The organism is Streptomyces sp. NPDC001933 (assembly GCF_042890955.1).
Lineage (GTDB): Bacteria > Actinomycetota > Actinomycetes > Streptomycetales > Streptomycetaceae > Streptomyces.
In genome coordinates, this window is record NZ_JBIASS010000002.1 from 514203 (window position 1) to 541110 (window position 26908).

Annotated in this window: 3 protein-coding genes (1 of these 3 running past the window's edge); all 3 read right to left on the bottom strand. The window is 73.2% G+C overall.

Annotation, left to right across the window (positions count from 1 at the left end):
* Tightly spaced (each overlapping or abutting the next), the 3 genes in view from ACFYY7_RS07060 to fabD form a layout consistent with a single transcriptional unit that may run on beyond the window.
* Nucleotides 1-4582: the start of an SDR family NAD(P)-dependent oxidoreductase gene (locus ACFYY7_RS07060; protein ID WP_388658077.1), read on the bottom strand. It extends 8735 nt beyond the left edge of the window; 4582 of the gene's 13317 nt are visible here — the first part of the coding sequence; it begins with the start codon at nt 4580-4582; its stop codon lies off the left edge, out of view.
* Nucleotides 4572-23570 (bottom strand): SDR family NAD(P)-dependent oxidoreductase, encoded by an 18999-nt coding sequence (locus ACFYY7_RS07065; protein ID WP_388658080.1) that lies wholly within the window; start codon nt 23568-23570, stop codon nt 4572-4574. Before ACFYY7_RS07065 ends, ACFYY7_RS07060 begins: the two co-directional genes overlap by 11 nt.
* Nucleotides 23567-26899 carry an ACP S-malonyltransferase gene (gene fabD / locus ACFYY7_RS07070; protein ID WP_388658083.1) on the bottom strand — a complete coding sequence of 1111 codons (3333 nt, stop codon included), beginning with the start codon at nt 26897-26899 and terminating at the stop codon, nt 23567-23569. Before fabD ends, ACFYY7_RS07065 begins: the two co-directional genes overlap by 4 nt.
* Between the last annotated feature and the right edge of the window lie 9 nt (nt 26900-26908).

Genomic DNA, 26908 nt, shown 5'->3' on the forward strand with positions numbered 1-26908 from the left:
CGTCGGACAGTGCGAGCGAGCCGAGGATCCGCGGCCGGTGGCCGTGGAAGACCGCGAGCCGTGTGTCCCGGCCGCGCAGTGTCTCCTCGAACAGCTCCAGGCCCGTCTCCACGGGCAATGGGACCCAACCGAGGTGCTCCTCGATCCACCGCTTGGCGCTGTCGTCCACGTCCATGCCGCCCGCCTCCCACAGCGGCCACGCGACCGACACCGTCGCACCGGAGCGCTGCCCGGCCCGGCGGCGGTCCTCGCGCCATGCGGCGAAGCCGTCGAGGAAGGCATTGGCGTAGGCGTAGTCGGCCTGCCCGGCGACACCGGTCACCGAGCTGGCGGAGGAGAACAGCGCGAAGAAGTCGAGCGGTTCGGCGGCCGTGGCCCGGTCGAGGTGGTGAGCGCCCCAGATCTTGGGGCGCAGTACGGCTTCCGCATCGGCCCGCCGCTTGCGCAGCACCAGCCCGTCGCGCAGCGTTCCGGCCAGGTGGACGACACCGTCGAGGCGTCCGTACCGCGTGCGGGCCTCACCGACCAGGCGGCGCGCGCCCTCCTCGGTCGCGCAGTCGGCCGCCAGGTAGACGGCCTCGGCACCGGCCTCCCGCAACCCGGCCAGGAATGCCTCGCCGCGCTCGTCGAGGGCCGAGCGGCCGGAGAGCACCAACCGGGCCTTCCAGCGGCGGGCCAGGTGGCCGGCGAGGACGCGGCCGAGTCCGCCAAGTGCGCCCGTGACCAGGTAGACCCCGTGCTCGCGCAGACCCGTGGCACCGGAGCGCTGCGGAGCGAACTCGGCCAGGGTGCGCACGTACCGGACACCGTCGAGGTGCCGGACCTCCGTGACTCCCGGAAGGTCGGCCTCCAGTTCTGCCATCAGCAGGGCGACGTCCACGGGCTGCCCGCCGGGTCCGACAGGGAGTTCGACGGAGGTGTGGGAGCAGGCCGGGTGTTCGGCGGCCAGCGCGCGGCCGAAGGCCGCGAGCGCACCCGGGGCGACCGCCCCTGGTGCATGGGCGTGTACCAGGCGCAGGCCCGTGGCGGAGGAGCGGCCGACCCAGGCCCGGAACAGGGCCAGCAGGGAGTGGAATCCCAGGTCCAGCTGCTCCTGCGAGAGAGCCGCGTCGGCGTCGGACGGGTTCGGCGCCCAGGCGTGGACCACCGTGTCGACGGCGGCCGGGCCGCTGAGCACGGCGTCCAGCAGCCGCTCGTACTGGGCGTCGTCACGCGGGTCGATCCGGTACCGCCCGTCGCCGAGGTCGGTGAAACGCTCCCCCGGGCGGACCCGGACGACCGTCAGCCCGCGCGCCTCCAGGGCGTCGCCCACGGCCGGTCCGCTCTCCAGGAGGAGGATCCCTCCCGGGGCCCTGCCCGCCGCCGGGGGCTCGGTCCGGCGCCACTCGTGGCGCAGCAGGACCGTGCGGTGTGCCGCGGGTGCTACGGCCGGCCGGACCAGGAGTCCGGTGATCTCGGCCAGGACCCGCCCTTCGTCGTCGGCGAGCGACAGGTCGAAGACCTGCGGCCGTCCCGACTCGTCCCGCGCGGTGCCGCGGGCCCGGGCGAGCACCCAGCCCTGCTCGGGCAGGGCGTCGGTCGCCTCCACCCGGTCCACCGCGAAGGGAACGCGGGGTGCCCCGCTGGCCGGTCCTTCACGGTCGAAGCCGAGCAGCGTCTGGAATGCCGCATCGAGCAGGGCCGGGTGGAGCAGGTAGCCGGACGTGCGGTCGCCGCCCACGCCGAGCCGTACCCGGCCGAGGGCGAAGTCGTCGCCGGTGGCGACGTGGTCGAGTGCTCGCATCGCCCCGCCGTACCCGAGGCCGCGCTCGGCGAAGATCCGGTAGCAGGTTTCGCCGTCGAGGGTTTCCCCGCACCGCGCGCGCAGGGCGGCCAGGTCCAGTGGCGCCGCGGCCGGTCCGTCCGCCACGGCGAGCCGTCCATGGGCGTGGCCGCGCCGGTCCCCGCCGTCGGTGGTTCCGGTCACGGTGTAGGAGATGTGCCCGTCTTCCCGTACCAGTTCGACGGTGAGCTCGTACGGTGCGACCGGGTCGACAGGCGCCTCCCAGACCGAGTCCTCGATCCGGAGCCGGTCCCCCAGGCCCGAGAGCCGGCCGGCGGCGAGCACCATCTCCAGGAGCGCCGCCGCGGGTAGCACCGCCCGTCCGGAGATCCGGTGGTCGCGGAGCCAGGGCGAGGACGGGTCGAGCGAGGTGACGAAGCGCTGCCTGTCGAAGGTGGAGGCGTTGGCGCCGAGCAGCGGGTGCGGCCCGGGGCGGCCGGGCGCACCGGCCTCGACGAGTTCGGGCCAGTGCCGCTCGCGCAGGAAAGGGTAGCCGGGCAGCCCGACCTGGCGGGCCGGCACGGGCCGCGCGGCGGACCGGCCGAGCTCGGCACCCTGGACCCAGAGCCGGCCGAGCTCGGCCGGCCGGAGGTCTTCCGGCGCGCGCCCGGCCGGAGCGGCGGCCACGGCCGGTGGGCCGTCCCGCAGGACATTGCCCCGTACGACCCCCTCGGCCTCGCCGGTGGAGGCGAACTGCCGGAGGCGTGCGGTCAGTTCGTCGATGCTCTCGACCACGAGCGCGAGCCGCTCGTCCAGCGGCTCCCGGCCGGTGCGCAGCGTGTGGGCCACGTCGGCGAGCCGGGCGCGCCCGGTGGTGTCGCGGCGGCTCAGGTGGTACGCGAGCATGCCTGCCCAGACGCGCAGCCGCTCCTCGTTCTGGGCGCACAGGAGGATCAGCTCGGGGCCCGCGTCCGGTCCGGTGGCCGGTGCCTGCGCTGCGGGGACGTACTCCTCGATGATCACGTGCGCGTTGGCGCCGCCCGCGCCGAAGGAGCTGAGCCCCGCGGCCCTCGGCCCGCCTTCCGACGTCCATTCCTCCAGCGTCCGCTGGACCCGCAGTCCGGTGGCGTCGAAGTCGATGTGCGGGTTGAGCCGTTCGGCGTGCAGGGAGGGGACGAGCCGGCGGTTCTTCAGCTGGAGCACCACCTTGGCCAGGCCCGCGATGCCCGCGGCACCCTCCAGGTGGCCGATGCCGGACTTCACCGAGCCGATGGACCGGGGCCCGGCTCCGGGGGCCGGCTCACCCAGGGCGCGGTCGAGCGCGGCGATCTCGATCGGGTCGCCGAGCGAGGTGCCGGTGCCGTGGGCCTCGATGTACGTGACGGCCTTCGGGTCGACACCGGCCCGGCGGTAGGCCTCGGCGATCAGGCGGGTCTGCTCCGTGGGGTTGGGGACGCTGTAGCCGTTGGTCCGGCCCCCGTGGCCGAGCGCGGTGCCCCGGATGACGGCGTGGATCCGGTCCCCCGCGGCGACCGCGGCGGCCAGCGGCTTGAGTACCGCCACGCCGACGCCCTCGCCCGGAACGTATCCGTCGCCGCCCTCTCCGAAGCTGCGGCAGCGGCCGTCGGTCGAGGCGTACCGGCCCTGGCTGAGGTCGAGGTACTTGTTCGGGTGGAGGTTCAGATTGACGCCGCCTGCCAGCGCCATCTCGATGTCGCCCCGGCGCAGCGCCTCGCAGGCCAGGTGAAGCGCCGTGAGCGAGGACGAGCACATGGTGTCCACGGCCATGCTGGGTCCGCGCAGATCGAGGAAGTGCGAGACCCGGTTGGCTATGGAGGCGTACGAGGAGCCGAGGTGGAGCGGGTTGCCGAGGACTCCCTGCTCCGCCTGGAGCAGCTGGTACTGCGCGTACATTACTCCGACGTAGACGCCTGCCCGGCAGCCCGCCACCTGGCTCTTCGTCAATCCGCCGTCCTCCAGCGCGTGCCAGGCCTCCTGGAGGAACAACCGCTCCTGCGGGTCCATCCGCTCGGCCTCACGCGGGGATATCCGGAAGAACTCGGCGTCGAAGGCGTCCATGTCGCGAAGGAAGCCGCCCCACTTGGTGTAGCTGCGGCCGGGCTTGCCGGGCTCGGGGTCGAAGAGGCGGCTGTGGTCCCAGCGGTCCGCCGGAATCTCGGTGATGCAGTCGCGACCGGCTTCGAGGTTCGCCCAGAACTCGTCGAGGTCGTCGGCGAGCGGAAAGCGCCCGCTGAGCCCGACGACGGCGATCTCGCCGCCGGCCGGGACGGCCGGGGCCCCGGCCGCGTCCGCCCGCGGGACCGGGGCGGCCGGCACGCGCGGCACAGGCCCGGCTGACCGGCCCTGCGCGGCACCGACGGCACCGACGGCACCGGGGACACCGGGCAGCAGCCGCTCGACGGCCGGACGGTGCTCCAGGGCCAGGTACCCGGCCAGTGCGGCGACCGTCCGGTGCTCGAACAGCAGGGTCGGCGACAGGGAGCCGAAGTCCGTTTCCAGGGCGCGCACCACATTGAGCGCCATCACGGAGTCGAAGCCGTACCGGTCCAGCGGCTCCGCGGGCCGGACGTCGGCAAGCGGAATGCGCGCCTCGGCCGCGAGGACCCCGGCGAGCCAGGCCTCCAGGCGCCGCAGCAGCGGCTCCTCGTCGGCAGGCTCGGCGGCCGGCTCCGCGGCAGGCTCGTTCGACGCCGGCGCACCAGCGGAGAGCTTCAGCAGCCGCAGCGCCTCGTCGACGGCGAGCTCGCCCGACTTTGTCTTCGCGAGGACGGCCTTGCGGCCGTGGATGTCACTCTGCAAGGTAAGCCTCCATAGCCGCCTCGGCCTGCGTCTCGTCGATCTCGCCGGCGTGCAGCCGGAGCAGCAGGGACCGCAGTCCGTCCTGCGACTCCGCCGGAGCGGCGGCGTGGCCGCCCCCGGGCAGCTTGATCGTGAGATTCCTCAGCGCGACGAGCTCATGGCCTTCGTCGTCCACGAGCTGGATATCGAATGTGCGGAACGAGTCCGCGGACCGGGCCGCCGGGTGGGCGACCACATGTGCGTAGCACTTGGCGGGCAGCGCCCCGTACTGGGTCAGCTCCCCCGCCGAGACCGGGAGCAACGGCACCGCCGTGCCTTCAGGCGCGAGCCCCTGGAAGGCTCCGAGGACCTGGAGCGCACCGTCCAGCAGCGCGGGGTGCAGTTCGAAGGAGCCGAGTGTGTCGCCGGCGGCCTCGGGCAGCCGCAGGCGGGCCAGCGCTGTCGTGCCGCCGACCCGGACCTCGCGCAGCGAGCGCAGCGACGGCCCGTGGTGCAGGCCCATCCCTCGGAGTCTGCCGTAGTGCTCGTCCAGCGTGATCCGCTCGGGACAGGCCCGGCGTACGGCATCGAGATCGATCCACGAGCTGACGGCCTGTCCGTCCGGCGGCATGACCAGGCCGGTGGCGTGCAACAGCTCGCCCTCCGGAGCCGCGGTGCTCAACTCGAAGCGCGTTCCGGCCGCTTCGGGGCGCAGCAGGAAGGTGAGTTCGACCGGCCTGCCGTCGGCCACGACGGGCCGCAGCCAGGCGAGGTTGCGCACCGCACCGGCCTTGAGCCCGGCCGTCACCATCGCCTGCTCGGCGAGCTCAGGGACCAGAACCCCGGGCAGGATCAGCCGGTCGCCGACACGGTGGTCGCGGAGGAAGAACTCCTCCCCCGTGAGGGTGGTCCGCAGACGGTGCTCGCCGGGGGCGGCGTCCAGCGGGCGGAACTCCGGGCCGGGCCGGCGACCCGCCGAGTAGACGGTGTCGTGCTCGGTGTACCAGTACCGCCGGCGGTCGAAGGGGTACGTGGGCATCGGAATGGGCCCACAGGTCTGCCCTTCCCACTGCTGCGCCCAGTCGACGGTCTCGCCGGCCAGGTAGCGGGCAGCCGTACCGTCGAGCTCCGGGACGTCCGCGCCGGTGTGCGGCAGGCCGCGCAACGCGTCCGCGAGCTCGGCCCGGGTGCGGACCAGGAAGACCGTCCGCTCCCTGAAGTGGTCGCGGAACACCTGGAGCTGGTAGGCGATCTCGGTCAGCGAGACCTCGGCGCCGGCACCGTCCAGCCAGTCGGCCAGTTGCGTGATCCGGGCCCGCAGCGCGGTCGAGGTCTGCGCGGACAGCGGGACGGCCACCACGGGCCTCGGGGCGGGCACCGGCCTCCGTACCGCCGGCGGCTCCTCCAGCACGGCGTGGGCGTTGGTGCCGCTGAAGCCGAAGCTGCTGACCGCCGCCCGCCGGGGCTTGCCAGGCTCGGGCGTCCAGTCCCGGAGCGCGGTGTTGACGTAGAACGGCGTCCCCTCGAAGTCGATCAGCCGGTTCGGCTTCTCGAAGTTGAGCGAGGCCGGGATCTGGCGGTGCTTGAAGCTGAGGAGGACCTTGATGATCCCCGCGATGCCCGCGGCCGCCGCGGTGTGCCCGATGTTCGTCTTGATCGAGCCGATCGCGCAGAACTCGGTCCGATCGGTGTGCTTGCGGAACGCGTTGGTGAGGGCCTCGACCTCGATCGGATCGCCGAGCGGGGTGCCCGTGCCGTGTGCCTCGACGTAGCCGATGGTCGCGGGGTCGATACCGGCCTGCCGGTAGGCGGCCAGCTCGACTTCGGTCTGGGCGAGGCCACTAGGCGCGGTGATGCCGTTCGTCCGGCCGTCCTGGTTGACCGCGGTGCCCTTGATGACTCCGTGGATGTGGTCGCCGTCGCGCAGCGCGTCCGCGAGAGGCTTGAGCACGATCGCCCCGACGCCTTCGCCCGGCCCGAAGCCGTCGGCCGAGTCGTCGAAGCTCTTGCAGCGGCCCTCGGGGGAGAGCATGTTGCCGTTGCTCGCCACGATGAAGTAGTCCGGGGAGAGGGTCAGGAACGAGCCGCCCGCGATGGCTGTCCCGCACTCCCCGGCGATCAGGCTGCGACAGGCCAGGTGCAGGGCGACCAGGGAGGACGAGCACGCGGTGTTGACCGCGATGCTCGGGCCCTTGAGGTTGAGGAAGTACGAGATCCTCGCGGCCAGGGCCGAGGCCTCGTTGCCCCAGAAGGACTGGGCCTCCTTGACGGTGCCGGCCTTGTTCATCCGGGTCAGGTACTCGCTCGGCCCGACACCGACGAAGACCCCGCAGTCCTGGCCGTCCATGGCGGACGCCGGACGACCCGCGTCCTCCAGGGCCTTCCACGCCTCCTCCAGGAACAGGCGCTGCTGAGGGTCGGTCTGGGCCGCCTCCTTGCCGGAGATGGAGAAGAACGGCGCGTCGAACCGGTCCACCCCGTCGATGAAGCCGCCGTTGCGGCAGTACGTGGTGTCCAGCCGCTCCGGGTCCGGGTCGAAGAACCGCTCCTCGGCCCAGCGGGAGGCGGGGACGCCGCCGACCGAGCTGACACCGGCCGCGAGGTTGTCCCAGAGCGCCGAGACGTCCTCGGCGCCGGGGAAGCGGGCCGACATGCCGATCACCGCGATGTCGGTCTCCCGCCCGGCGGGGGCGGAGCGTACGACGGCCGCCGGGGCGGCCGGGGCCGGGTCGGCCGGCGGCTCGACCGACACCACGACCCGGCCGATGACGGCCCGGTCCTCCTTGGCCTCGTACGCCTCGACGACCCGGGCGAACGGAAGCACCCGGGCGACGGTCGGACGGACCGTGCCGGCCTCCAGGCAAGAGGCCATCTTCTCCAGGTAGGGGATGCGCTTCTCGGGGTGTCGGACGAAGAACTTCTTGGTGTTGAAGCTGTGGAAGCTCTGGTTGTCGACCAGCCTGGAGAGGTCGATCCCGCCGGACGCCTGGAGGCCGAACACGGCGATCTCCACGTACCGGCCCTCCGGTGCGAGGACGTTCAGACCCTGCTGGGTCGCCCCGTCCCCGAGGGTGTTGACCACCACGTCGACGCCCCTGCCGCCGGTCCGGCGCAGGACCTCGGACACGACGTCCTGCCGCTGGTGGTCGATCGCGTCGCGGACACCCATCCGCGCGAGGTGGTCGAGCTTGTGCTGCGCCCCGGCCGTCGCGATGATCTCGGCCCCGGCCGACTGCGCCAGTTGCACGGCCACCAGCCCGTTGGTGCCGGTGGCCGCCGGTATCAACACCCGCTCACCCGGCTGCACTCCGGCCCGTTCGAAGGCCAGGCACATCGCCAGGAAGGCGACCGGGAAGCCGCACGCCTCCTCGTGGGTGACGTTCGCCGGCTTGCGCACGGCGAAGTTCTCGTCGGTGAGGACGACCGAGGCCTGGCCGCCCATCTCGGGGCGGGTGAGTGCGATGACCTCGTCGCCGACGGCCAGGCGCGTCACGCCGGGCCCGACGCGCCGGACCACGCCGGAGACCTCGACACCGGGGGTGAAGGGGAAGTCGGGCATCATCGGGTAGAGGCCTCTGGCGAGCAGGAAGTCCGAGAAGTTGACCGGGAACGCCCTGACCTCGACCTCGATCTCCCCCGCACCCGGCTCCTGCGGGGCGAGCGCCGCGATCCGCAGGTCCCGGTAGGTACCGGGGCGTTCGAAGCGGACCGCCCGCAGGCCGGACACCACGTCCGGGACCGTCGCCACGGAGTCCGCGGCGACGGGTGCGGGCCCGGCAACGGGTGCGGTTGCGGCGGCCGGTTCGGAACCGGCGCCCCGCACAGGCGCGATGGGCACCGGCTCCACCACCGGCCCGGAAGCCCCGGACGCGGTCGGCTCGACGGCGCGCTCCACGCCGAAGCGGTCCGCGATCGCGGGACCGTGCCGGTCGGTGATGAACGCCGCCAGATCCGCCACCGTCGGGTGGTCGAAGATCACGATCGTCTTCAGCACCACACCCAACGCGTCGTTGAGCCGGTTGATCAGCTCCACCCCGACGATGGAGTCCACGCCGAACGAGGACAGCGGCTTCGCCCGGTCGAGCTCCTCCACCGGCATGCCCAGACAGTCGGCGGTCAGCTCCGAGAGCAGCTCCGCCACCCGCTCGACGAGCGGCTCACCGCTCCGCGCGGCCGGCGCGGACGCCACGGCCCGCACCACGGGCTGCTCCACGGCCGGGGCCACGACGGAGGCCACGGCCGGCAACGGAGCCACGGCCGGGGCGCCAGCCCCGGCTTCGGCCGTGATCACCCGCTGGGACAGCTCGCCCGGCAACGAGCCCGAGCCGAGCACACCCACGCGGGTGAACCCGACGTGTTCGAGGCGCCGACGCCACATCTCCTCGTCCAGGAGAGGCGAGGAGGCGAGCCTGCGCGCCTCGTCCCCGTAGTACCACCATCCGTCCAGCAGGCCGAAGGTGACGGTGTGGAAGGGCAGCATCCGGGTGACCTCGGTGAGCACCACGTGCCCGGCCGGCGCGAGCAACTGCCGCGCCCGGTCGAGCACGGCGTCCAGGTCCCGCGTCGCGTGCAGCACATTCGCCGCCACGACGAGGTCGTACGCCCCGTTGGCGAAGCCCTGCTCCGCCGCCGGCCGCTCGATGTCCAGCTCGCGGAAGGCCATCCGCACGCCACCGGCGTCCAGACCGCGCTCGGCCTCGCGCAGGAAGCGCACCGAGAGGTCGGTGAAGTCGTAGTCGACCTCCCCGCCGATCGGACGCAGCGCGTCCAGGACCGCCCGCGTGGTGGCGCCGGTGCCCGCGCCGATCTCCAGGATGCGGAAACGGCCGCCGGGCCGTCCCCCGTCCACCCAGGCGCGCACCCGCCGCGCCGCCTGCTCGGCGACGAGCCGGTTGCAGTAGTCGGTCAGCTTCTCGCCGCGGTAGATCCGGGCGACCCGGTCGGTGGCGGCACCGGGGAACAGCACCTCGGGCGCCCGGACCGCGCCCGTCAGCACCTGCGGCAGACTGCCCATGCAGCCGACGACCAGGTCGAGCCGCGCGTCGAGGTTGGCGTACGAGGACCGCAGCGATGCCTCCCGGGCGGCGAGCGACGCGGCATCGGTCGCCACCGCTTCGATGCCGTCCGTGGCGGTCACGGTCTCCGCGTCCACCGACACCAGGCCCTGTGCCTCCAGCACGCGCACCAGGCCGTCCATCAGCCGCCGGTAGGTGGGCAGCGCACCCACCCGGTCCCCGAGTCCGGCGCGGCCGTGGCTCTGTCCGGCGTAGCGGAACAGGCCCATGCCCTGGAGCGCGCCGAGCAGTGCCGCGGCGATGAACTCGTCGAAGGCGACCCGCTCGGCCCGGTCTTCGGCCGTGACCTCCAGCGGCCGTACCGCCACCGGGGCCGGGGCCGCCGGGCCGTCGCGATCCGCGTCCCGCAGTCCGATCGAGGCCAGTACGTGCTCGTCGGCGCTCAACGCGACGACCTGCCGTCGCTCACCCGCCAGGATGCGCTCGATCGCGGCCATCCCCTGGTCCGGCGCGATCGAATGGAAGCCTCGCGCGGCCAGCCGCGCACGGTACTCGGGTGTGGCGACGCCGCCGACCGTGCCCCAGAAGCCCCAGTTGACGATCTGGACGGGGTATCCCGTACGGCTCGCCAGGGCGCGCGCGAAGGCGTCCTGGGCCGTCGAGGCGGCGGCGTAGTTGCCCTGGCCGGCGGAACCGGTGAAGGACTGCGCCGAGGACAGGAAGAGGAGGAAGTCGAGCGGTTCGTCGGCCAGCAGTTCGCCGAGTACCCGGCTGCCCTCCGCCTTGGGGGCGAGGGCCGCCCGGAACATCTCGTCGTCCATCCGCTCGACGATGCCGTCACGCAGCACCATGGCCGCGTGGAAGACCCCGTGCAGCGCACCGAACCGGGCCTTGGCCCCGGCGATCACGGCGCGCATCGCCGCGGGGTCGGTGACGTCCGCGCTGAGGTAGACGGCCGCGCCGCCCGACGCCTCCAGTCGGGCCAGGTCGGCCGCGATCGCTGGGCTCTCCGGGCTGCGGCCGACCAGCACCAGCCGGGCCGCAGCCGTACGCGCCAGGTGCTCGGCGACGGCCAGCCCGATGCCGCCGGCGCCACCGACGATCAGGTACGTGCCGCCTTGCCGGAAGACCGGCTGCGCCGCGGGCGGCAGCTCCAGACCGCGCAACCGCTTGACGTAGCGGCGGGCGCCGAGCAGTACGGCCTCCTCACCGGCCCGCTGCGCGGGCTCGGCCGCCAGCGCGTCGACCAGCCGCGCACGTTCGGCGGCCGACAGGGTGGCCCCGGCCGGGACGCCGATGTCCACGCAGGCCACGGCGAGCTGCGGGAACTCCTTGGCCAGCGTCTTCGCGAGGCCGATCAGCCCTGCGGCGCCGGGGTTGGCGATGCGCCGGCCGTCCACGTCGTGCACATCGTTGACGACGATCCTCAGGTCCTTGACGGCCTGCACCCGGTCGGTCGCGGCCAAGGCCTTGGCCAGACAGAAGAGCGTCAGCGCGACCCGGTCGGCAGGACGGCCGTCCGCCTCGGCTGCCGGCCGTCCGAGCAGCCCGCCCAGGAACCAGACGTGCCGGAACTCGCCCAGCTGCCGCAGGCACTCGGCGAACGATGCGGGATCCCCCGCGTCGACCTCCCAGGCCCGCTCGCCGAGCCGCCTGGTGCGGGAGCCGAGCTCCACCTGATGGAACGTGCCGTGCCGGCCGGTCAGCTCGCCCGCCAGCCCGAAGGAGCCGGGGCCGTGCACGATCAGGCAGCCGCCCGACAGCTCCGCGGGCTCCACGGGCAGGGCCGGCTGGGGGCTCCAGTACGGCTCGAAGAAGAAGCGGTCGAAGGGGTCCTTCTGCTCCCGCACCGTCACCTCGCCCAGCCGGACGCAGACCCGGCCGTCCTCGTCGAGGATCGCGACGTCGAAGCCGTCCCGGCCCAGCGAGCGCACGTGGACGTACCCGGCCGCGGGCACCGGCGCCAGCAGTTCGGCGGATTCCAGCGAGAAGGGGAGCCGCGTGCGGGTGGCCCCGGCGGGGGCGGAGAAGTCGAGCACGGTGATGGCCTGGAGCGCGGCGTCCATCACGGTGGGGTGGAGCCGGTAGGCGTCCGCGGCACCGCGGTCCGACGGCGCGAGCGCGACCCGGGCCAGCACCTCGCCGTCGCCGATCAGGGCTTCGCGCAGGCCACGGAAGAACGGGCCGTAGTCGATCCCCAGCTCGTCACGGAACCGCCGGTAGACGGTCTCCTGGTCGAGGGGCAGCGGACAGCGGCGCCGGATCTCGTCCAGCGGGACGCCGGCCGGCGGGGCGGCGGGCTCCACGGGTTCGAAGACGCCTCGGGAGAAGGTGGTGGTGACGCCGTCCTGCTCGGACTCCAGCAGGTACTCGACGCTTCCGCCCACCCGCTCGTTCAGCCGTACCGCGAGCTCGCGCCCGGGCGCGTCCACGGTGACCGCCTTCAGCCAGGTGACCCTGGTCAGCCGGTACCGCGGCACGCGCGTGCCGCCGAGGGCGGCGAAGGCGATTTCGAGGTGGGCGACACCGGGCAGAACGGGCCGTCCGTGGATCCGGTGCTCGGCGACCACCGGGTCGGAGACCTTCAGCCACGTGCGGGATCCGGCGCCGTCGGCCAGGGGGCCGTCGATCAGCGGGTGCGCCGCCGTCCCGCCGGAGGCGGGCACGGCGGGCACGGCGGGCGGCGCGGCAGGCACGGCAGGCGCGGCAGACGCGGCAGGCGTGCGGAACCAGTGCCTGGTCGGCGCGAAGGGGTAGGTGGGCAGCGAGAGCCGACGGGGCCTGCGGCCCTCGTACAACCGCGCCCAGTCGACGACGCCGCCGCGCACCCAGTGCCGGCCCAGCGCGCGGGGCTCGTCGGACTCGGCGGCGCCGGAGGCGCCGGATTCGGCGGTGCCGTACAGGACCCCCTGGCCGGCCTCACCCGTCGTGGCGAACCGGCTCAGCCCGGCCGCGAGAACGGCGGCCGAGTCGGAGACCACCGCCAGGCGGTGCTCCATCGCCTCGCGTCCGAGCTGCAGGGTGTAGGCGATGTCGAGCAGCGGCGCCACCGGCTCCCCGTCGCGTGCGCCGGTAAGCTCGCCGGCCAGCTCGGCCAGGGAGCTGCGCACCAGCACGTGGCCGAGGCCGGAGCCCCCGGCGTAGCGATCGGCGATGCGGTCCCGGAGGCGGTCGAGCCGCAGCGTGCCCAGGCCCAGGTCCTCCAGCGGCTCGTCGGTGGGCACGTCCTGCGGCCTCACGTCGAGCAACTCGGCGGTCATCTCGGCGAGTTCCGACACGGTCCGGGAGCGGTCGGATCCGCCGCGTGGGGCGTACCCGTGTGAATCGCCCGCCCCGAGGACACCGGCCAGGATCCGGGCGTACTCGCGCAGCCGCTCCTCGCTGCGGGCCGACAGCACGAACACGTGCTCACGCCGCTCCCCGTCCTCGGGACGCCCGGACGGCACCGGCAGGTACTCCTCCAGCAGCACATGGCCGTTGACCCCGCCGAACCCGAACGAGCTGACCCCCGCCCGGCGCGGCAGCTCGCTGCCGTCCGCACCGATCGGGCGCGGCCACGCCTCCGCCTGCCGGACGATGCGCAGCGGGCTGCCGGTCAGCTGGATGTGCGGGTTGACCTCTTCCAGGTGGAGGCTCGCGGGCAGCTTGCCGTGCTTCATCGACAGGATGGTCTTGAAGATCCCCGCCATGCCGGCGGCCGCCTCCAGGTGGCCGATGCTGGACTTGACGGAGCCGATCAGCGTGCGCGGCTCCGTGAGCCGGGGCAGCCCGGCGCGGTCGCGCAGCTCGCGGAACGCCTTCTTGAGGCCGTTGACCTCGATCGGGTCACCGAGGGCGGTTCCGGTACCGTGCATCTCCATGTACCCGACGGTGGCCGGGTCGACCCCGGCCTCCTCGAACGCCTGGACGATCAGCTCGGACTGTGCGTTCGGGTTGGGCGTGGTGAGCGTGTTGACCCGGCCCCCGTGGTTGACCGCACTGCCGCGGATCACGGCGTGGATGTGGTCCCCGTCGCGGAGCGCCGCCGACAGCGGTTTGAGCAGCAGTGCGCCGGCTCCTTCACCGCGTACGTAGCCGTTGGCGCTCGCGTCGAACGACTTGCATCGCCCGTCCGGGCTGAGCATGCCCGCCCTGGCGAAGGAGATGTAGATCATCGGCGCCAGCAGGAGGTTGACCCCGCCCGCGATGGCGGTCTCGCAACTGCCGCTCCAGATGGCCTCGATCGCCGAGCGGACGGCCACCAGTGAGCTGGAGCAGGCCGTGTCGATCGGGAAGCTCGGCCCCTTGAGGTTGAGCAGGTACGAGACGCGGTTGGCCAGGATCGCGTGGAAAAGGCCGGTCGTGGTGTACGCCTCGACCGGGACTCCGGCCTGGCGCATGAGGTCGTAGTAGTCGTGCGTGGCGGCACCGACGAACAGGCCGGTGCGGCCCTTCGCCAGATCCGACGGCCGGTAGCCCGCCTCTTCGACCGCCTTGTACGCGGTTTGCAGGAAGAGCCGCTGTTGCGGGTCCATCAGCTCGGCCTCGCGGGGCGAGATCCCGAAGAACCGGGCGTCGAAGGACGCGACGTCGTCGAGGAAGCCGCCCCACTTGCTGTTGGTCTTGTTCCCGCCGTCGAGGGACTCGCTGTAGAACTCGCGCCAGTCCCAGCGGTCGGCCGGGATCTCGGTGACCAGGTCGTCGCCTGCCTCCAGGTGGTGCCAGAACTCGTCGAGGTCCGCCGAGCGGGGCATCATGCCGTGCATGCCGATGACGGCGATCGGCTCCCGCGTCGTGCCGGGGGCACGGCCGGCCTCGGCCACCACCGCCGCGGCCGGGTCCTGGGCCGGTGCCGCCGTGGGGGCCTGGACCGGTGCCGCCCCGGGGAGTTCCGCGGCCGGTGCCGCGGCGGCGGGGGTGTCCAGGCGGGCCGTCAGTTCGTCCGGGTAGGTCTCGGCCAGGTGCTCGGCGAGCTCTGCCACGGTCGTGTACTCGAAGAACACCGCCGGTGACACGTCGACCGAGAGGCTCTTGTTGAGCCGGTTGGCGAGCCGGTTGAAGGACAGCGAGTCGAACCCGAAGTCTCCGATCTGGGCTGCGGGGTCGATACGGGCCGGATCGAGCTTGACGATCTCCGCCACCTCACCGGCCAGCATCTCCCGCAGCGCGGCGATCGGGACCCCGCGGTCCGCGGACCGATCCTGAACCGCAACCGGCTCGGCCGTGCCGAGGGGCTGCGCCCGCAGCTGTGACGCCACCTTGACTCCATCTCCTTCGGCGAACAGGACCTGCCCCGCCGGGCCGGCCAGAGCGGTTTCGAGCGCGGCAAGGCCCGTCGGTGTACTGAGCGGACGCAGGCCGAGGTTGGCCAGCAGCCACTCCCTGACCTCCTCGTCCACGCCCATCCCTCCCTCGGCCCACAGGGGCCAGTTCACGGAGACCGTGCGGCCGGCGCGGGTGCCGCGGCTCCGCTGTTCCTCCCGCCAGTGGGCGAACGCGTCCAGGAAGCTGTTGGCGTACGCGTAACCCGCCTGTCCGGCGCTGCCGAGCGGACCGGCGACCGAGGAGAACAGGCAGAAGACGTCCAGCGACTCACCGCCGGTCGCCGCGTCGAGGTGCAGGACGCCCCGCACCTTCGGGGCGAGCACCTGGTCCATCCGCGCCAGGTCCTGCTTGACGAGGTAGTCGTCGCGCAGCACGCCCGCGCTGTGGAACACGCCGTTGACCGGGCCGTACGCCTCGTTGGCAGCACGCACCACGGCGGCCGCGCCTTCGGCGGTGGACACATCGGCCCGCAGGTACTCGGCCGCACCGCCCAGGCGGCGCAGCTCGGCGAGCAGCTGGTCGGTCCGCTCGTCGGGAGCGGAGCGGCCGGCCAGCACCAGGCGCGCGGCGACGGTGCCGGCAAGGTGCCGGGCCACGAGCGCGCCGAGGCCGCCCGCACCGCCGGTGATCACGTGGACACCGCCCCGGCGCAGGGGGCCGGAGCCCGCGGACACCGACGGGAGTTCCGCACTCCACCGCCGGGCCCGACGGACGCCGTCCTGGTAGCGGACCTCGGTGTCCTGCCGGTGCCGGACGTCCAGCTCGGCGGCGAGCCGGTCCGCCGCCGGGCCGGAGCCCGTCGCCAGTTCGGCGAGTTCACCGGCCGGAAGTCCGACGGTGCGGTAGGTCAGCCGGGAGCTCTCCCGCCCGGCCGTGCGCAGGAAGCCGGCAAGCGCCTCGTACGCGGGCTGCCCGGCCATATCGCAGGGGTGGACGCAGATCAGCCGGACCGGCGACTTGTCCTCGGCCCGCAGCAGCGCCCGGACCAGGTGGAACAACGGTATGAGCCCATCGGCCAGTTGGGCGTCGAGGCTCTCGGCCCGGCCGTCGAAGGGGCGGGACGGCCACGCGAAGACGACGTCCCGGGCGCGGCCTTCGGCTCCGAGGACGGCGAGCAGGGACCGGAAGTCCTCCGCGGCATCGGGCCGCAACCGGTGACCGCCGTCGGCGGTGGCCCGGAACTCGCTGCCCGGTGTGGCCACCGTGCATCGTTCGGCACCGAGCCGGGCCGCGATCCGCTGCCCGGCCGCCACGGTCGGGGCCAGCACCAGGACGGGCCCCGTCCCGGAGCCGGGCTCTGCCACGGCGTCCACCCACTCCGGACGGAAGTACGCGCCCTGCGCGGGCCGTTCGGGCGTCACCGCAGCGGCTTCGGGGGCCGCTGATACCGCGGGAACCGCAGGAGTCGCTGTGTGCCACGGCCGTAGCCAGAAGTCCCGCACCCGCACCAGGACCCGGCCGCGCTCGTCGGCGATCCGCACCTCGACCTTCTTGGCCGTGGCTGTCCAGCTGCGTACGGCGACATGGGCGTAGCACCGGGTCGGGGTGCCGGCACCCACATCGATGGCGCCGATGGTGAACGGCAGGTGCAGCCTGCCCTGCCCCTCGCGCGCCTCGATCAGCCAGAGGCAGCCCTGAAGGGCGGAGTCGAGCACGGACGGGTGCAGACCGAACGGCGCGGCACTGCCATGCAGGTGCCCGGGCAGGCTGATCTCCGAGAGGACTTCGTCCTCGCTCATGTACAGCTTCTCGATGCCCTGGTACGCGGGGCCGAGCTGGAGGCCGAGCGTATGGATCCGCGGGTAGAACTCGGCGGCCGTGAGCTCGCGGGTGAGCCGGCCGCGGATGGCGTCGAGGTCCAGGGTCTCGTCCAGGTCCTCCGTCGCACCGTCCGGGGCGAGGTCGGTCTTCCCCTGGCCGTGGACGATCCGCTCGCCGTCCGGGGCGAGGCTGAAGACCTGGTACTCGGTGTCGCTCAGCTCCAGCCGGATCCGCTGGGGCCGGGCGACCGTGATGGCGGAGGACCAGACGTTGTTGCGGAGCCGGCGTACCCGCCGGCCCCTGGCGGCGACGGCGGCGCGCACCATCTCCAGGTAGCCGACGGCCGGGAAGACCGGCTCGCCGTCGACCCGGTGGTCGTCCAGGAAGAACTCGCGACCGGTGAACTCCACCGCGAACGCGGTGCCTTCGGCCGAGGTCTCCGTGATGAAGGGATGCCGCCCCTCGACAGCAGCGGCCGCGGCCTCGCTCCCGGCGGCCTCCGGAAGCTCCGGAAGCTCCGGAAGCCAGTAGCGCTCCTGCGCGAACGGGTAGGCGGGCAGCGTGACATGGCGCAGCGGCGCAGCGTAGAGGACCTCCCAGCGAACCGCCGCCCCGGCGACCCAGCAGCGCGCCAGCCCTGCCAGATCACGATCCGCCAGCACCTGCGGTACGGCTTCCCGGGCTGCCGCCCGGTCGGTGGCGACCGTGCCGGTGGACCAGAACGCACCCTCGGGTGTCCGGCCCTCGGCGAACGCCTCCAACTGCCCGGCGAGGCGGATCGGGTCGTCCGCCAGGACCGCCAGCCGCTCGGGCAGCGGCTCGCGGCGCACCTGGAGCTGGTGAGCCACCTCGGACATGCGCAACTCACCTGCTCGTGCGCGCAGTTCGCCCGCCATCCGGCCCGCGTGAGCGCGCAGGCGTTCGGCGCTCTTGGCCGAGAGCACCACCACGTGCTCTCCGTCCTGAGCGCCCCGCGGCGCCTCCTGTCCCGCGTACTCCTCGATGATCACGTGTGCGTTCGCTCCTCCTGCGCCGAACGAGCTGATGCCCGCACGGCGTGGCAGTTCGAAGCCGTCGGGGCGCTGCTCGGCGGGCCAGTCCGCCAGGGTGCGCTGGACCTGGAACGGCGTGGCCCCGAAGTCGATCCTCGGGTTCTCGGGTTCGGAGTTCAGAGAGGGCACGAGCTGCCGGTGCCGGAGCTGGAGCAGCACCTTGGTCAGGCCCGCGATTCCGGCCGCGCTCTCCAGGTGGCCGATGTTCGTCTTCACCGAACCGATGGCGACCGTGCCGGGACCGGTGCCGGCGAACGCCTGGGCGAGCCCGGCGATCTCGATCGGGTCGCCCAGCGCCGTACCGGTGCCGTGTGCCTCCAAGGCTCCGATGCTGTCGGCGTCCACCCCGGCCGCACGCAGCGCGGCCGTGATCACCTCGGCCTGCGCGCGCGGATCCGGGACGGTGAAGCCGTTGGTGCGGCCCCCGTGGTTGACGGCCGTCCCCTTGATCACACCCAGGACGCGGTCGCCGTCGGCCACCGCCTCGCGCAGCGGCTTCAGCACCATGGCCCCGACGCCCTCGCCCGGCACGAAGCCGTCGGCGGACGCACCGAAGGTGTGGCACTTGCCGGTGCGGGTGAGCATCTGCATCTGGCAGAGCCAGTCGTATTTGCTCGGGTGCAGGTAGAGGTTGACGCCACCGACCAGAGCGAGGCGGGACTCGCCCCGGTCCAGGCTCTCGCAGGCGAGGTGCACCGCGCTCAGTGAGGACGCGCAGGCGGTGTCCACGGGCATGCTGGGGCCGTGCAGGTCCAGCCAGTAGGAGACCCGGTTGGCGAGGGACCACTGGGTGGAGGTGGGAATCCCGCGGTTGCCGGCCCGCCACTGGTCCGGCCCCCAGAGCAGGTACGACTGGGTGGTGACGGCGGCGAACACGCCCACCGCGCGGTCACCGGGGACGGCGGGGTCGCCGAGCCGGTGCGGCGGGTAGCCGGCGTCCTCGAACGCCTCCCAGGCGGTCTGCAGGAACAGGCGCTCCTGGGGGTCCATCAGCTCGGCGTCACGCGGCGAGATGTTGAAGAAGAGCGGGTCGAACCGGTCCACACCATCGAGGAAGGCGCCCCACTTGCAATACATGCCGCCGTCGAGGGCCTGCTCCGGGTCGTCGGTGTAGCGCTCGCGGTAGTCCCAGCGCTCGCGCGGGATCTCGGTGATGCTGTCGCGGCCCTCGGCGAGCTGGTGCCAGAACCGGTCGAGGTCGGGCGCGCCGGGGTACCGCCCCGCCAGACCGATGACGGCGATGTCCTGCCGTCCCGTCGGCCGCTCGGACACCTCGGCCGCGGGCACCGGCGTGCCGCTCACCGCCGGGGCGGTCGTGTCCGCCGGGGCGGTCTCGGCGTAGTGGGAGGCGAGTTCCGCCGCCCGCTCCCCCGCGATCCGGCCGGCGGCTTGGCCGAGGGTTCGGCTCTCGAAGAGCAGGGTCTGCGGCACCGGGCCGAGCTCCCGCTCGATCCTGGCGTTGAACTGGCTGATGAAGATCGAGTCGACACCGTACTGGTCGAGCCCGAGGTCCGGGTCGATCGTGCTCTCCGGCATCTCCAGCAGCTGCGAGAACAACTCGGTGACATAGCGCACCGCCAGCTTCTCGGCCGTGGCCGAGCCGGGACGGGCGGTCGGGACGGCCTGCGGCGCTCCAGGCACGCCCGCGACCAGTCGCAGGGCGTTGCCGGGGGTGCCGAAGACCAGGGTGCGGGTGCCGGCCGGGCCGGTGAGCACCCGGTCCAGCGCCGCGAGTCCGACGCTCTGCGGCATCGGAGCGAGACCGTCGGCGAGACGGAACACGGTGTCGGCTCCATTGGCGACCGCCATGCCGCCGCCGGACCACAGGGGCCAGCCGATCGAGAGCGTGCGGCCAGGCCGGCTGCCGTCCGCGCGGTGGCGCTCCCGCTCGTCCGCGAAGGCGTCCAGGAACGCGTTGGCGACCGCGTAGTCCGCCTGCCCCAGGTTGCCGGCGACGGCGACGACGGAGGAGAACAGCACGAACAGGTCGAGCGGTTCGTCACGGGTCGCCAGGTCGACATTGACGGCTCCCCGCACCTTCGGCGCGAGTACGGTCCGGAAGTCGTCCAGGGTCTTGTTCACCAGGAAGCCGTCGCGCAGCACCCCGGCGGCGTGGATCACTCCGTTGACCGGCCCGAAGCGGTCCCGCACGGCCCGGACCACGGTTTCGGTGGCCGCGAGGTCCGTGACGTCCGCCGCGAAGTACGCGAGCCGGTCCGGGGATCCGAGCTCCGGCAGGTCCCCGGGTTGCGGGGAACGGCCCACGAGGGCGACCCGCACGCCGTCCTTCGCGAGCAGATGCCGGGCGACGAGGCGGCCCAGCCCGCCCGCCCCTCCGGTGACCAGATAGACGCCGGGACGGATTCCCGGACCCTCGCCCGAGGCCGGACCGGTCTCGACGAAGCTGCGTACCTGCCGGTCGGCGCCCCGGTGGCGGACGATGTCCGCGGTCCCGTCCGCCGACAGCTCGCGCGCGATCCGCTCCCAGACCGACGGCTCGCTCGCGCCCCCCTCCACGGCCATGACGCGGAGCCGGATCCTGCTGCTCTCCCGGCGCAGGCAGCGGGCGAGCCCGGCGACCGCGAGGTACTCGGGCGCCGGCCCGGCACCCGTGTGCGGCTGGACGTCCAGGATCAGCACCGGCTCCTCGTCGCGGACCGCTGCCACCGCCTTGGCCAGCAGGAAGGTGGCCTCGGTGCCGGCTGCCAGCCGCTCGTCGAGGCTGCCGTCGGCCAGGTCGCCGGTGATCCGGACGATGGAACGCGGCAGTCCGCCCCGATCGGCGAGGTCGGCGACGAGCCGGAGCCAGTCGGACTCCTCCGTCGGCCGGACGGTCCAGGTATCGCCCTCGCGCCGGTATGCGGAGCCGAAGCCGACGACGTGGAGCCGCCGTCCGGGCAGGGCGCGTTCGGCCTGGGCCCGGAGGTTCCCGGACGGGGCGATCACCAGCACGGAGGTGCCGGCCACTCGCGAGCCGGTGATCTCACGGTGTTCCCAATCCCCGCGCACCTCGATCAGCCGGTGTTCGGCGGCGGCCGCCGACGCGGGCACCGTCGTGGGCACGACGGCGGCCACCGGGGTCCGGTGCTCGGTACGGACGAACTCCGTGGTGGGCAGCGGACGCCGGTGTACGGGCCGTCCGGCGTAGAAGCTCCGCCAGTCCACCGGGACACCGTGCAGCCAGAGGCGGGTGAGCGGTGCGACGAGGTCGGAGGCGTCCTCGATGCCTCCGATGACGAGGTCGCCGGAGTCCTCGGGGGTGCCCACGGTGAGGGTCACCGTGCCCTCCGGGGCGGCGGGCAGGTCGGCACCGTTCGCCGCCTCCGCCCAGCCCTCGGCGGCTTCGAGACCGGCAGGCAGGGCGCCGTGGGCACGCAGCAGCCGGTAACCACGCCCGGAGGAGACGACCCGGTGGGCACGGCTCTGCGCCTCGGCCACTGCCTCGGCCCGCTCCGCGTCATCGCCGTGGATCAGGGCGAGCAGGCTCTGCGGGGTGAGCACGCCGTCGGCCAGCAGGTCGAGCAACTCCACGGCGCGCGGCTCGTGCACCGCCCGCCGTTGCGGCAGGCCCCACTTGCCGTGGAGCCGGTCGAGCGCGTTCTGCAGGGCCAGGGCCCGGACCAGGGCGCGCGGGCCGTTTCCCTCCTCCTCCATGGCGGCCACGAGGCCGGCGCCGTCCATCGGCAGCAGCGCCTCGCCCAGGCCGCGCGCGGCGACCAGACGGTTCCACTCGTCGAGGTTGGCCCGGAAGGTGTGCTGACCGTCCACCAGGTTCGCGGCCTGCCCGGCCACACCCGCCATGTCCTCGTCCGGCACCAGCAGACCGTCCAGCAGACCGTCGACGTACTCGCGGTCGACGAGGACGGGCTGGAGGACCCGGCCGGTGACAGGCTCCACGAACGGAATGCGCGGCGCCCGCAGGGTTGCGTCCGCACCCTGCGACCCCTCCGCCAGAGCCAACGCCGACCGCCAGTCGAGGGCGCCCGCCGCCGCCAGCGCGGGCCAGAGCCCCGTACCGCCGGCGGTGACGTCCGCCGGACGCAGGCCCAGGTCCAGCAGGGCGCGCAGCGTCAGATAGCCGAACAAGCAGGTCTCCCGCGGCCCGCGCTCGCTGGAGCTCAGCGCACGCACGGCAGCCGCGGCCTCGGGCGACTCCTGGGTGAACGCCTGAACGGTGTTCACGTACGGCGCAGAGCGGAGCAGCGCACCGAGCTCCTTGCGGCCGGGCAGTCCGGGGGTTCCGGCGACCCGGAGCCGGAATCGCGGCTCCGTGGCCGACGCCTGCCCGGCCCGGGCACCCGCGACGAGGGCGGCGATGTCATCGGCCGAGCGGACCACCGCGCCGACGCGGTACGGCAGGTGCTCCCGGCCGGTGGCCAGCGTGGCGCAGATGTCGCCGGCCGGCTCGTCCGCCCAGCCTTCTTCGGCCACCGTCTTCCGCCAGGCGGACAGCAGCAGGTCCAGGGACTCGGGCGAGCGGGCGGAGAGGACGAAGGGGTGCTCCCGCAGGACATCCGCGGGGCGGGCCGCGCGCCGACGGCCCTTGGGGCGGTACTCCTCCACGATCAGGTGGGAGTTGACGCCCCCCATGCCGAAGGAGCTGAGGCCCGCCCGCAGCGGCGCGCCCCGGCGTGCGGGCGCCCACTCGATCTCCTCGGTGGTCCAGCGGAACGGACCGCCCTCGAAGTCGATCAGCGGGTTGGGAGTGGTGAGGTGGATGCTCGGCGGTATCCGGCGGGTCCGCAGCATCATCAGGACCTTGATCAGTCCGGCCACTCCGGCCGCCGCCTCCAGGTGCCCGATGTTGGGCTTGACCGATCCGACCCAGCAGGGTCCGGAGCCGGCCGGCCGCGTGTCGGCGGTGAAGACCTGACGCAACGCCTCGACCTCGATCGGGTCGCCGAGGGAGGTTCCGGTGCCGTGCGCCTCCACGTAGGTGATGGACGAGGGCTCGACACCGGCCCGCTCCAGCGCGGCGGAGATCACCAGGCGCTGGGACTCGACCGTCGGCTCGGTGACCGTCCGGCGGTGACCGCCGTGGTTGACGGAGCTGCCGGCCAGAACTCCATAGATGTGGTCCCCGTCGCGGACGGCGTCGTCCAGGCGGCGCAGCAGGACCATGGCCGCGCCCTCGCCCGGTACGTAGCCGTCGGCGTCCCGGTCGAAGGTCTTGCACAGGCCCTCGGGGCTGAGCATGCGGGCCTTGGAGAACGAGACGTACTTCCACGGGTGCAGGTTGAGGCTCACCCCGCCCGCCAGGACGAAGTCGGTCTCCCCGGCCAGCAGGGCCTGGACGCCCGTGTGGACCGCCACCAGGGAGGAGGCGCACGCCGCGTCGACGGACAGGCTGGCGCCGCGCAGGCCGAGGGCGTGCGAGATCCGGTTGGCCAGCAGGCAGTCGTAGGCGCCGAGGGCGGAGTGGCTCTCCACCTCCGTGCCGGGCTGGGCGGCCAGCTGGAGGTGGTCCCGGCCCATCACCCCGACGTACACCGAGGTCCGGGCGGCACGCAGCGCACCCAGGGCGATACCGGCGTCCTCGACGCAGTGCCAGGTCTCCTCCAGCAGCAGGCGCTGCTGGGGGTCCATCAGCCTGGCCTCCTTCGGGGACACCCGGAAGAAGCCGTGGTCGAACGCGTAGGGCTGGTCGAGGGTGCCGCACCACTTGCTGACGGCGCGGCCCGGCGCGGTGATGTCCGGGGAGTAGAACTCGGCCGGGTCCCACCGCTCGGGGGTGATCTCCCGGATGGAGTGGACGCCGGCGCGCAGGTTGGCGAAGTACTGCCGCTGGTCGCGGGCTCCGGGCAGGCGGCAGCCGATGCCGACCACCGCGATCCGGCGGTCCTCGGAGGGCGTGGCCGGGTCGTGGGTCGTCGTCATCGCGCCCCGCCCGCCTTCACCAGAAGGTTCAGCCGCTCCGTGAGGCAGGTCGCGGTCTCCCGCATGATCCGGATTCCGATCTCGTCCACGTGACGGCTCCGCCAGCTCTCCATCGCGGTGCCCTTGACCCACTGGTTGAAGGCCCCCAGCGCCGGGCCGCAGTGCACCTGGAAGTCGACCCGGCGCTCCTCCACGCCGTCCATGGCGATCCGCTGGCTGTGGCCGAGGTACCAGCGGAAGACGAGCGCCATCCTGTGCTTGGGGTTCTGCCGGGCCTTCTCTGCCTCGCGCGCGTCCCGCGCCGCGAAATAGGCCTCGGTCTCGCGCCAGACCTCGTCGAAGGTGCGGCGGAAGTAGCGGGTCTCGATCAGCGTGCGCGTCGCGGCGTCTATCTCGTCGAGGGACTCGTGGTGCCGGTACAGCTCATGCAGCTTGCGGGCGCGTGCCGGGAAGAACACCCCGCGCTTGAGCACCTGCACCTGGGCCCCGAGCTCGAACATGTCTCCGGCCGGCGCGTAGTCGGTGTCCTGGATGTTGATCTGCTCCAGCATGTCCTTCGCCGCCGGACTCATCGCGGCCTCGACGGTGCAGAGGTTGACGGACCCGGTGAGGACGAAGTCCGCGCCCATCACGAAGGCCGCGGCTGCTGCCTCGGGGGTGCCTATGCCTCCTGCCGCGCCGACGCGGACGCGGGTGGTGCGGCCGTACTCGGCCGCCAGCCGGTCCCGCAGGCGGACCATGGTCGGCAGCAGGACGAGCGACTGGCCCCGATCGGTGTGCCCGCCCGAGTCCGCCTCCACGCAGAGGTCGTCGGCCATCGGCACCCGGGAGCCCAGCGCGGCCTGCTCGGCGGTGATCAGACCCTGCTCCTCCAGCATGCTGACGATCCGCTCGGGGGCCGGGGAGAGGAAGCATTCGGCCACCTCGGGACGGGAGACCTTGGCGATGACCCGGTTGGCGATCACCACCTCGCCGTCGTCACCCTTGGTGAGACCGGCCAGGCGGTAGCGGACCAGCGCCGGGGTGACCTTCATGAAGGCCGAGGCCTCCAGGTTGCGCACCCCGCGGGCGAGCAGCAGCTCGACGGTGTCGTCCTCGACTCCGGGCAGGGTCGGGTTGTGCACCAGATTCATGCCGTACGGCCCGTCGGCGCCGAGCTGTCCGGAGATACGGGTGATGGCGTCGTCGATCCGGCTCCGGTCCAGGCCGCCGGTGCCGAAGAAGGCGAGGAGACCCGCCTTCGCCGCCCTGACCACCATCTCCTCCGAGGCGATCCCGCGGTACATCGAGCCGCAGACGTAGGCGTAGCGCACGCCGTACGCGGCGCGGAAGTCGGCGCTGCCCAGGTCCTCGGCCCGCAGCCCGGAGCCGGCCGACTCGGGCACGGCCGGGGCCACCGGGGCGGGCTGCGGGTCGCGCACGACGACGGGCGCCGCCCGGATCTTCTTCACCAGTCCGGTCAGTACGGTGCCGGGCCCGACCTCCTCGAACTCGGCCTCCCCTGCGGACAGCAGGTACCGCACGGTCTGCTCCCAGCGCACGGGCCGCACCAGCTGCTCGGCCAGCGCGGCACGTATCGTCCCCTCCGCGTGCGGGCGCGCGGTGACGTTGGCAACGACCGGCGTGGTCAGCGGCTGGAAGCCGAAGCCGCCCAGGAACTCCTCGAAATCGCGCCGGGCGGGGGCCATGTGGCGCGAGTGGAAGGCGCCGCTGACCCGCAGCACGATGCACGCCTTCGCCCCGGCGTCGAGGAAGGCCTGCCGGGAACACTCGACGGCCTCCCGCGGCCCCGACACCACGATCTGGTCGCCGCCGTTGAAGTTGGCCAGGTCGATCTCGGTCAGCCCGGGCGCGGCCAGTACGGCCCGTACGGCCGGCTCGCTCAGTCCGACGACCGCGGCCATGCCCCCGTCGGCCGTCCGGGCCATCAGTTCCCCCCGCTTGCGTACCAGGCGCAGCCCGGTGGCGAAGTCGAAGGCCCCGGCGGCGAACAGCGCGTTGTACTCGCCGAGGCTGTGTCCGGCGAAGTAGTCCGCGCGGTACGAACCGGTCTGCACCCTGGCGAGGTACGAGAGCGCGTTGACCACGAAGAGGGCGGGCTGGGTGAACTGCGTGGCGTCCAGCGAACGGTCCGGGTCCTGGCCCTGGCACAGCCGCTGGACGGAGTAGCCCAGAATGCTGTCGGCCTCGGCGGTCAGCTCGGAGAACTGCCCGAACAGTTCACCGCCCATACCGCGGGACTGCGATCCCTGGCCGGGAAAGAGAATGGCTTTCACAGTGACACCCCGATGCGACGGACGTGCGTGGGAAGGGTTCACGCCGAGCTGCTGCGTGCGGGCCGGCTGCTTCCGGATCGCGGCACCGCTGCCGGTCCCGGCAAGACTGGTGATCCGGTCGAGGGCCCGGCCGGCAGGGTTGAACGGGTCGAGGAGCGGGACCGTCGTCGAGAGGGACCCGCTCGGGAAGTTGTGCCGGGCGAAGTTGGCCATGGTGGCCGAGGGCCCGAGGTCCACATAGCGAAGGCCGCCCGGTTCGAGTGATTCGAGGTGGCGTACGGCCTCCTGGAAACGGATCGGGGACCTGACCAGCCGCCAGAAATGGCCGGTGTCGACCCGGTCGAGCGTCCTGGCGGTCTCGCAGGAGACCACCCGCACGGACGGCCGGCGCAGTTCCAGCCCGGACAGCACCCGGTGGTACTCGTCCGCTGCGGAATCCATCAGCGCGGAGTGGAAGGCGTAGCCGACCGGCAGCCGCTGGTACGGCACCGCCCGTCTCCTCAGCCCGCTCTCCAGGTCCGCCAGTGCATCGAGCGGTCCGGACAGCACCAGGTGCCGGTCGAAATTGACCGCCGCCAGTTCCAGCCCCGGCCGGGCCTCCTCGTTGCGCTCGTACCGGGCGACGTCGTCGAGGACCGCGACCATGCCCCCCGGGGGGCAGTTCTCCTCGACCAGCAGGACCTGTCGGACGATCGTCCGGGCCAGGTCCTCCACCGTCAGCGCACCGGCCGCGGTGGCCGCGGCGAACTCGCCGAGGCTGGCGCCCAGTACGTAGTCCGGTTCGACGCCCCGCGAGCGCAGCGTCTCGACCAGCGAGAGCTCGATCATCAGGATCGCCGGGTGGGTGTACGCGAGCCGGTCGAAGCGCTCGGCCGGCCCCCGGTCGTCCCGGTAGATCTCCTCCAGCACCCCCGGCATCCCGAAGTCGGCGAACACGCCGTCGAGCGTGTACATGGACCTGCGGAACGCCGGGTCGCTGGAGAGGAGTTCGCGTCCCATCCCGTAGTACTGGGACCCCTGGCCGGCAAACATGAGCACGGTCTTCTGCCGCACTGCGTGGAA

Bases quoted from the DNA above. Each gene is read 5' to 3' on its own strand.
- ACFYY7_RS07065 (WP_388658080.1), bottom strand. From the start codon at position 23,570: ATGACGACGACCCACGACCCGGCCACGCCCTCCGAGGACCGCCGGATC.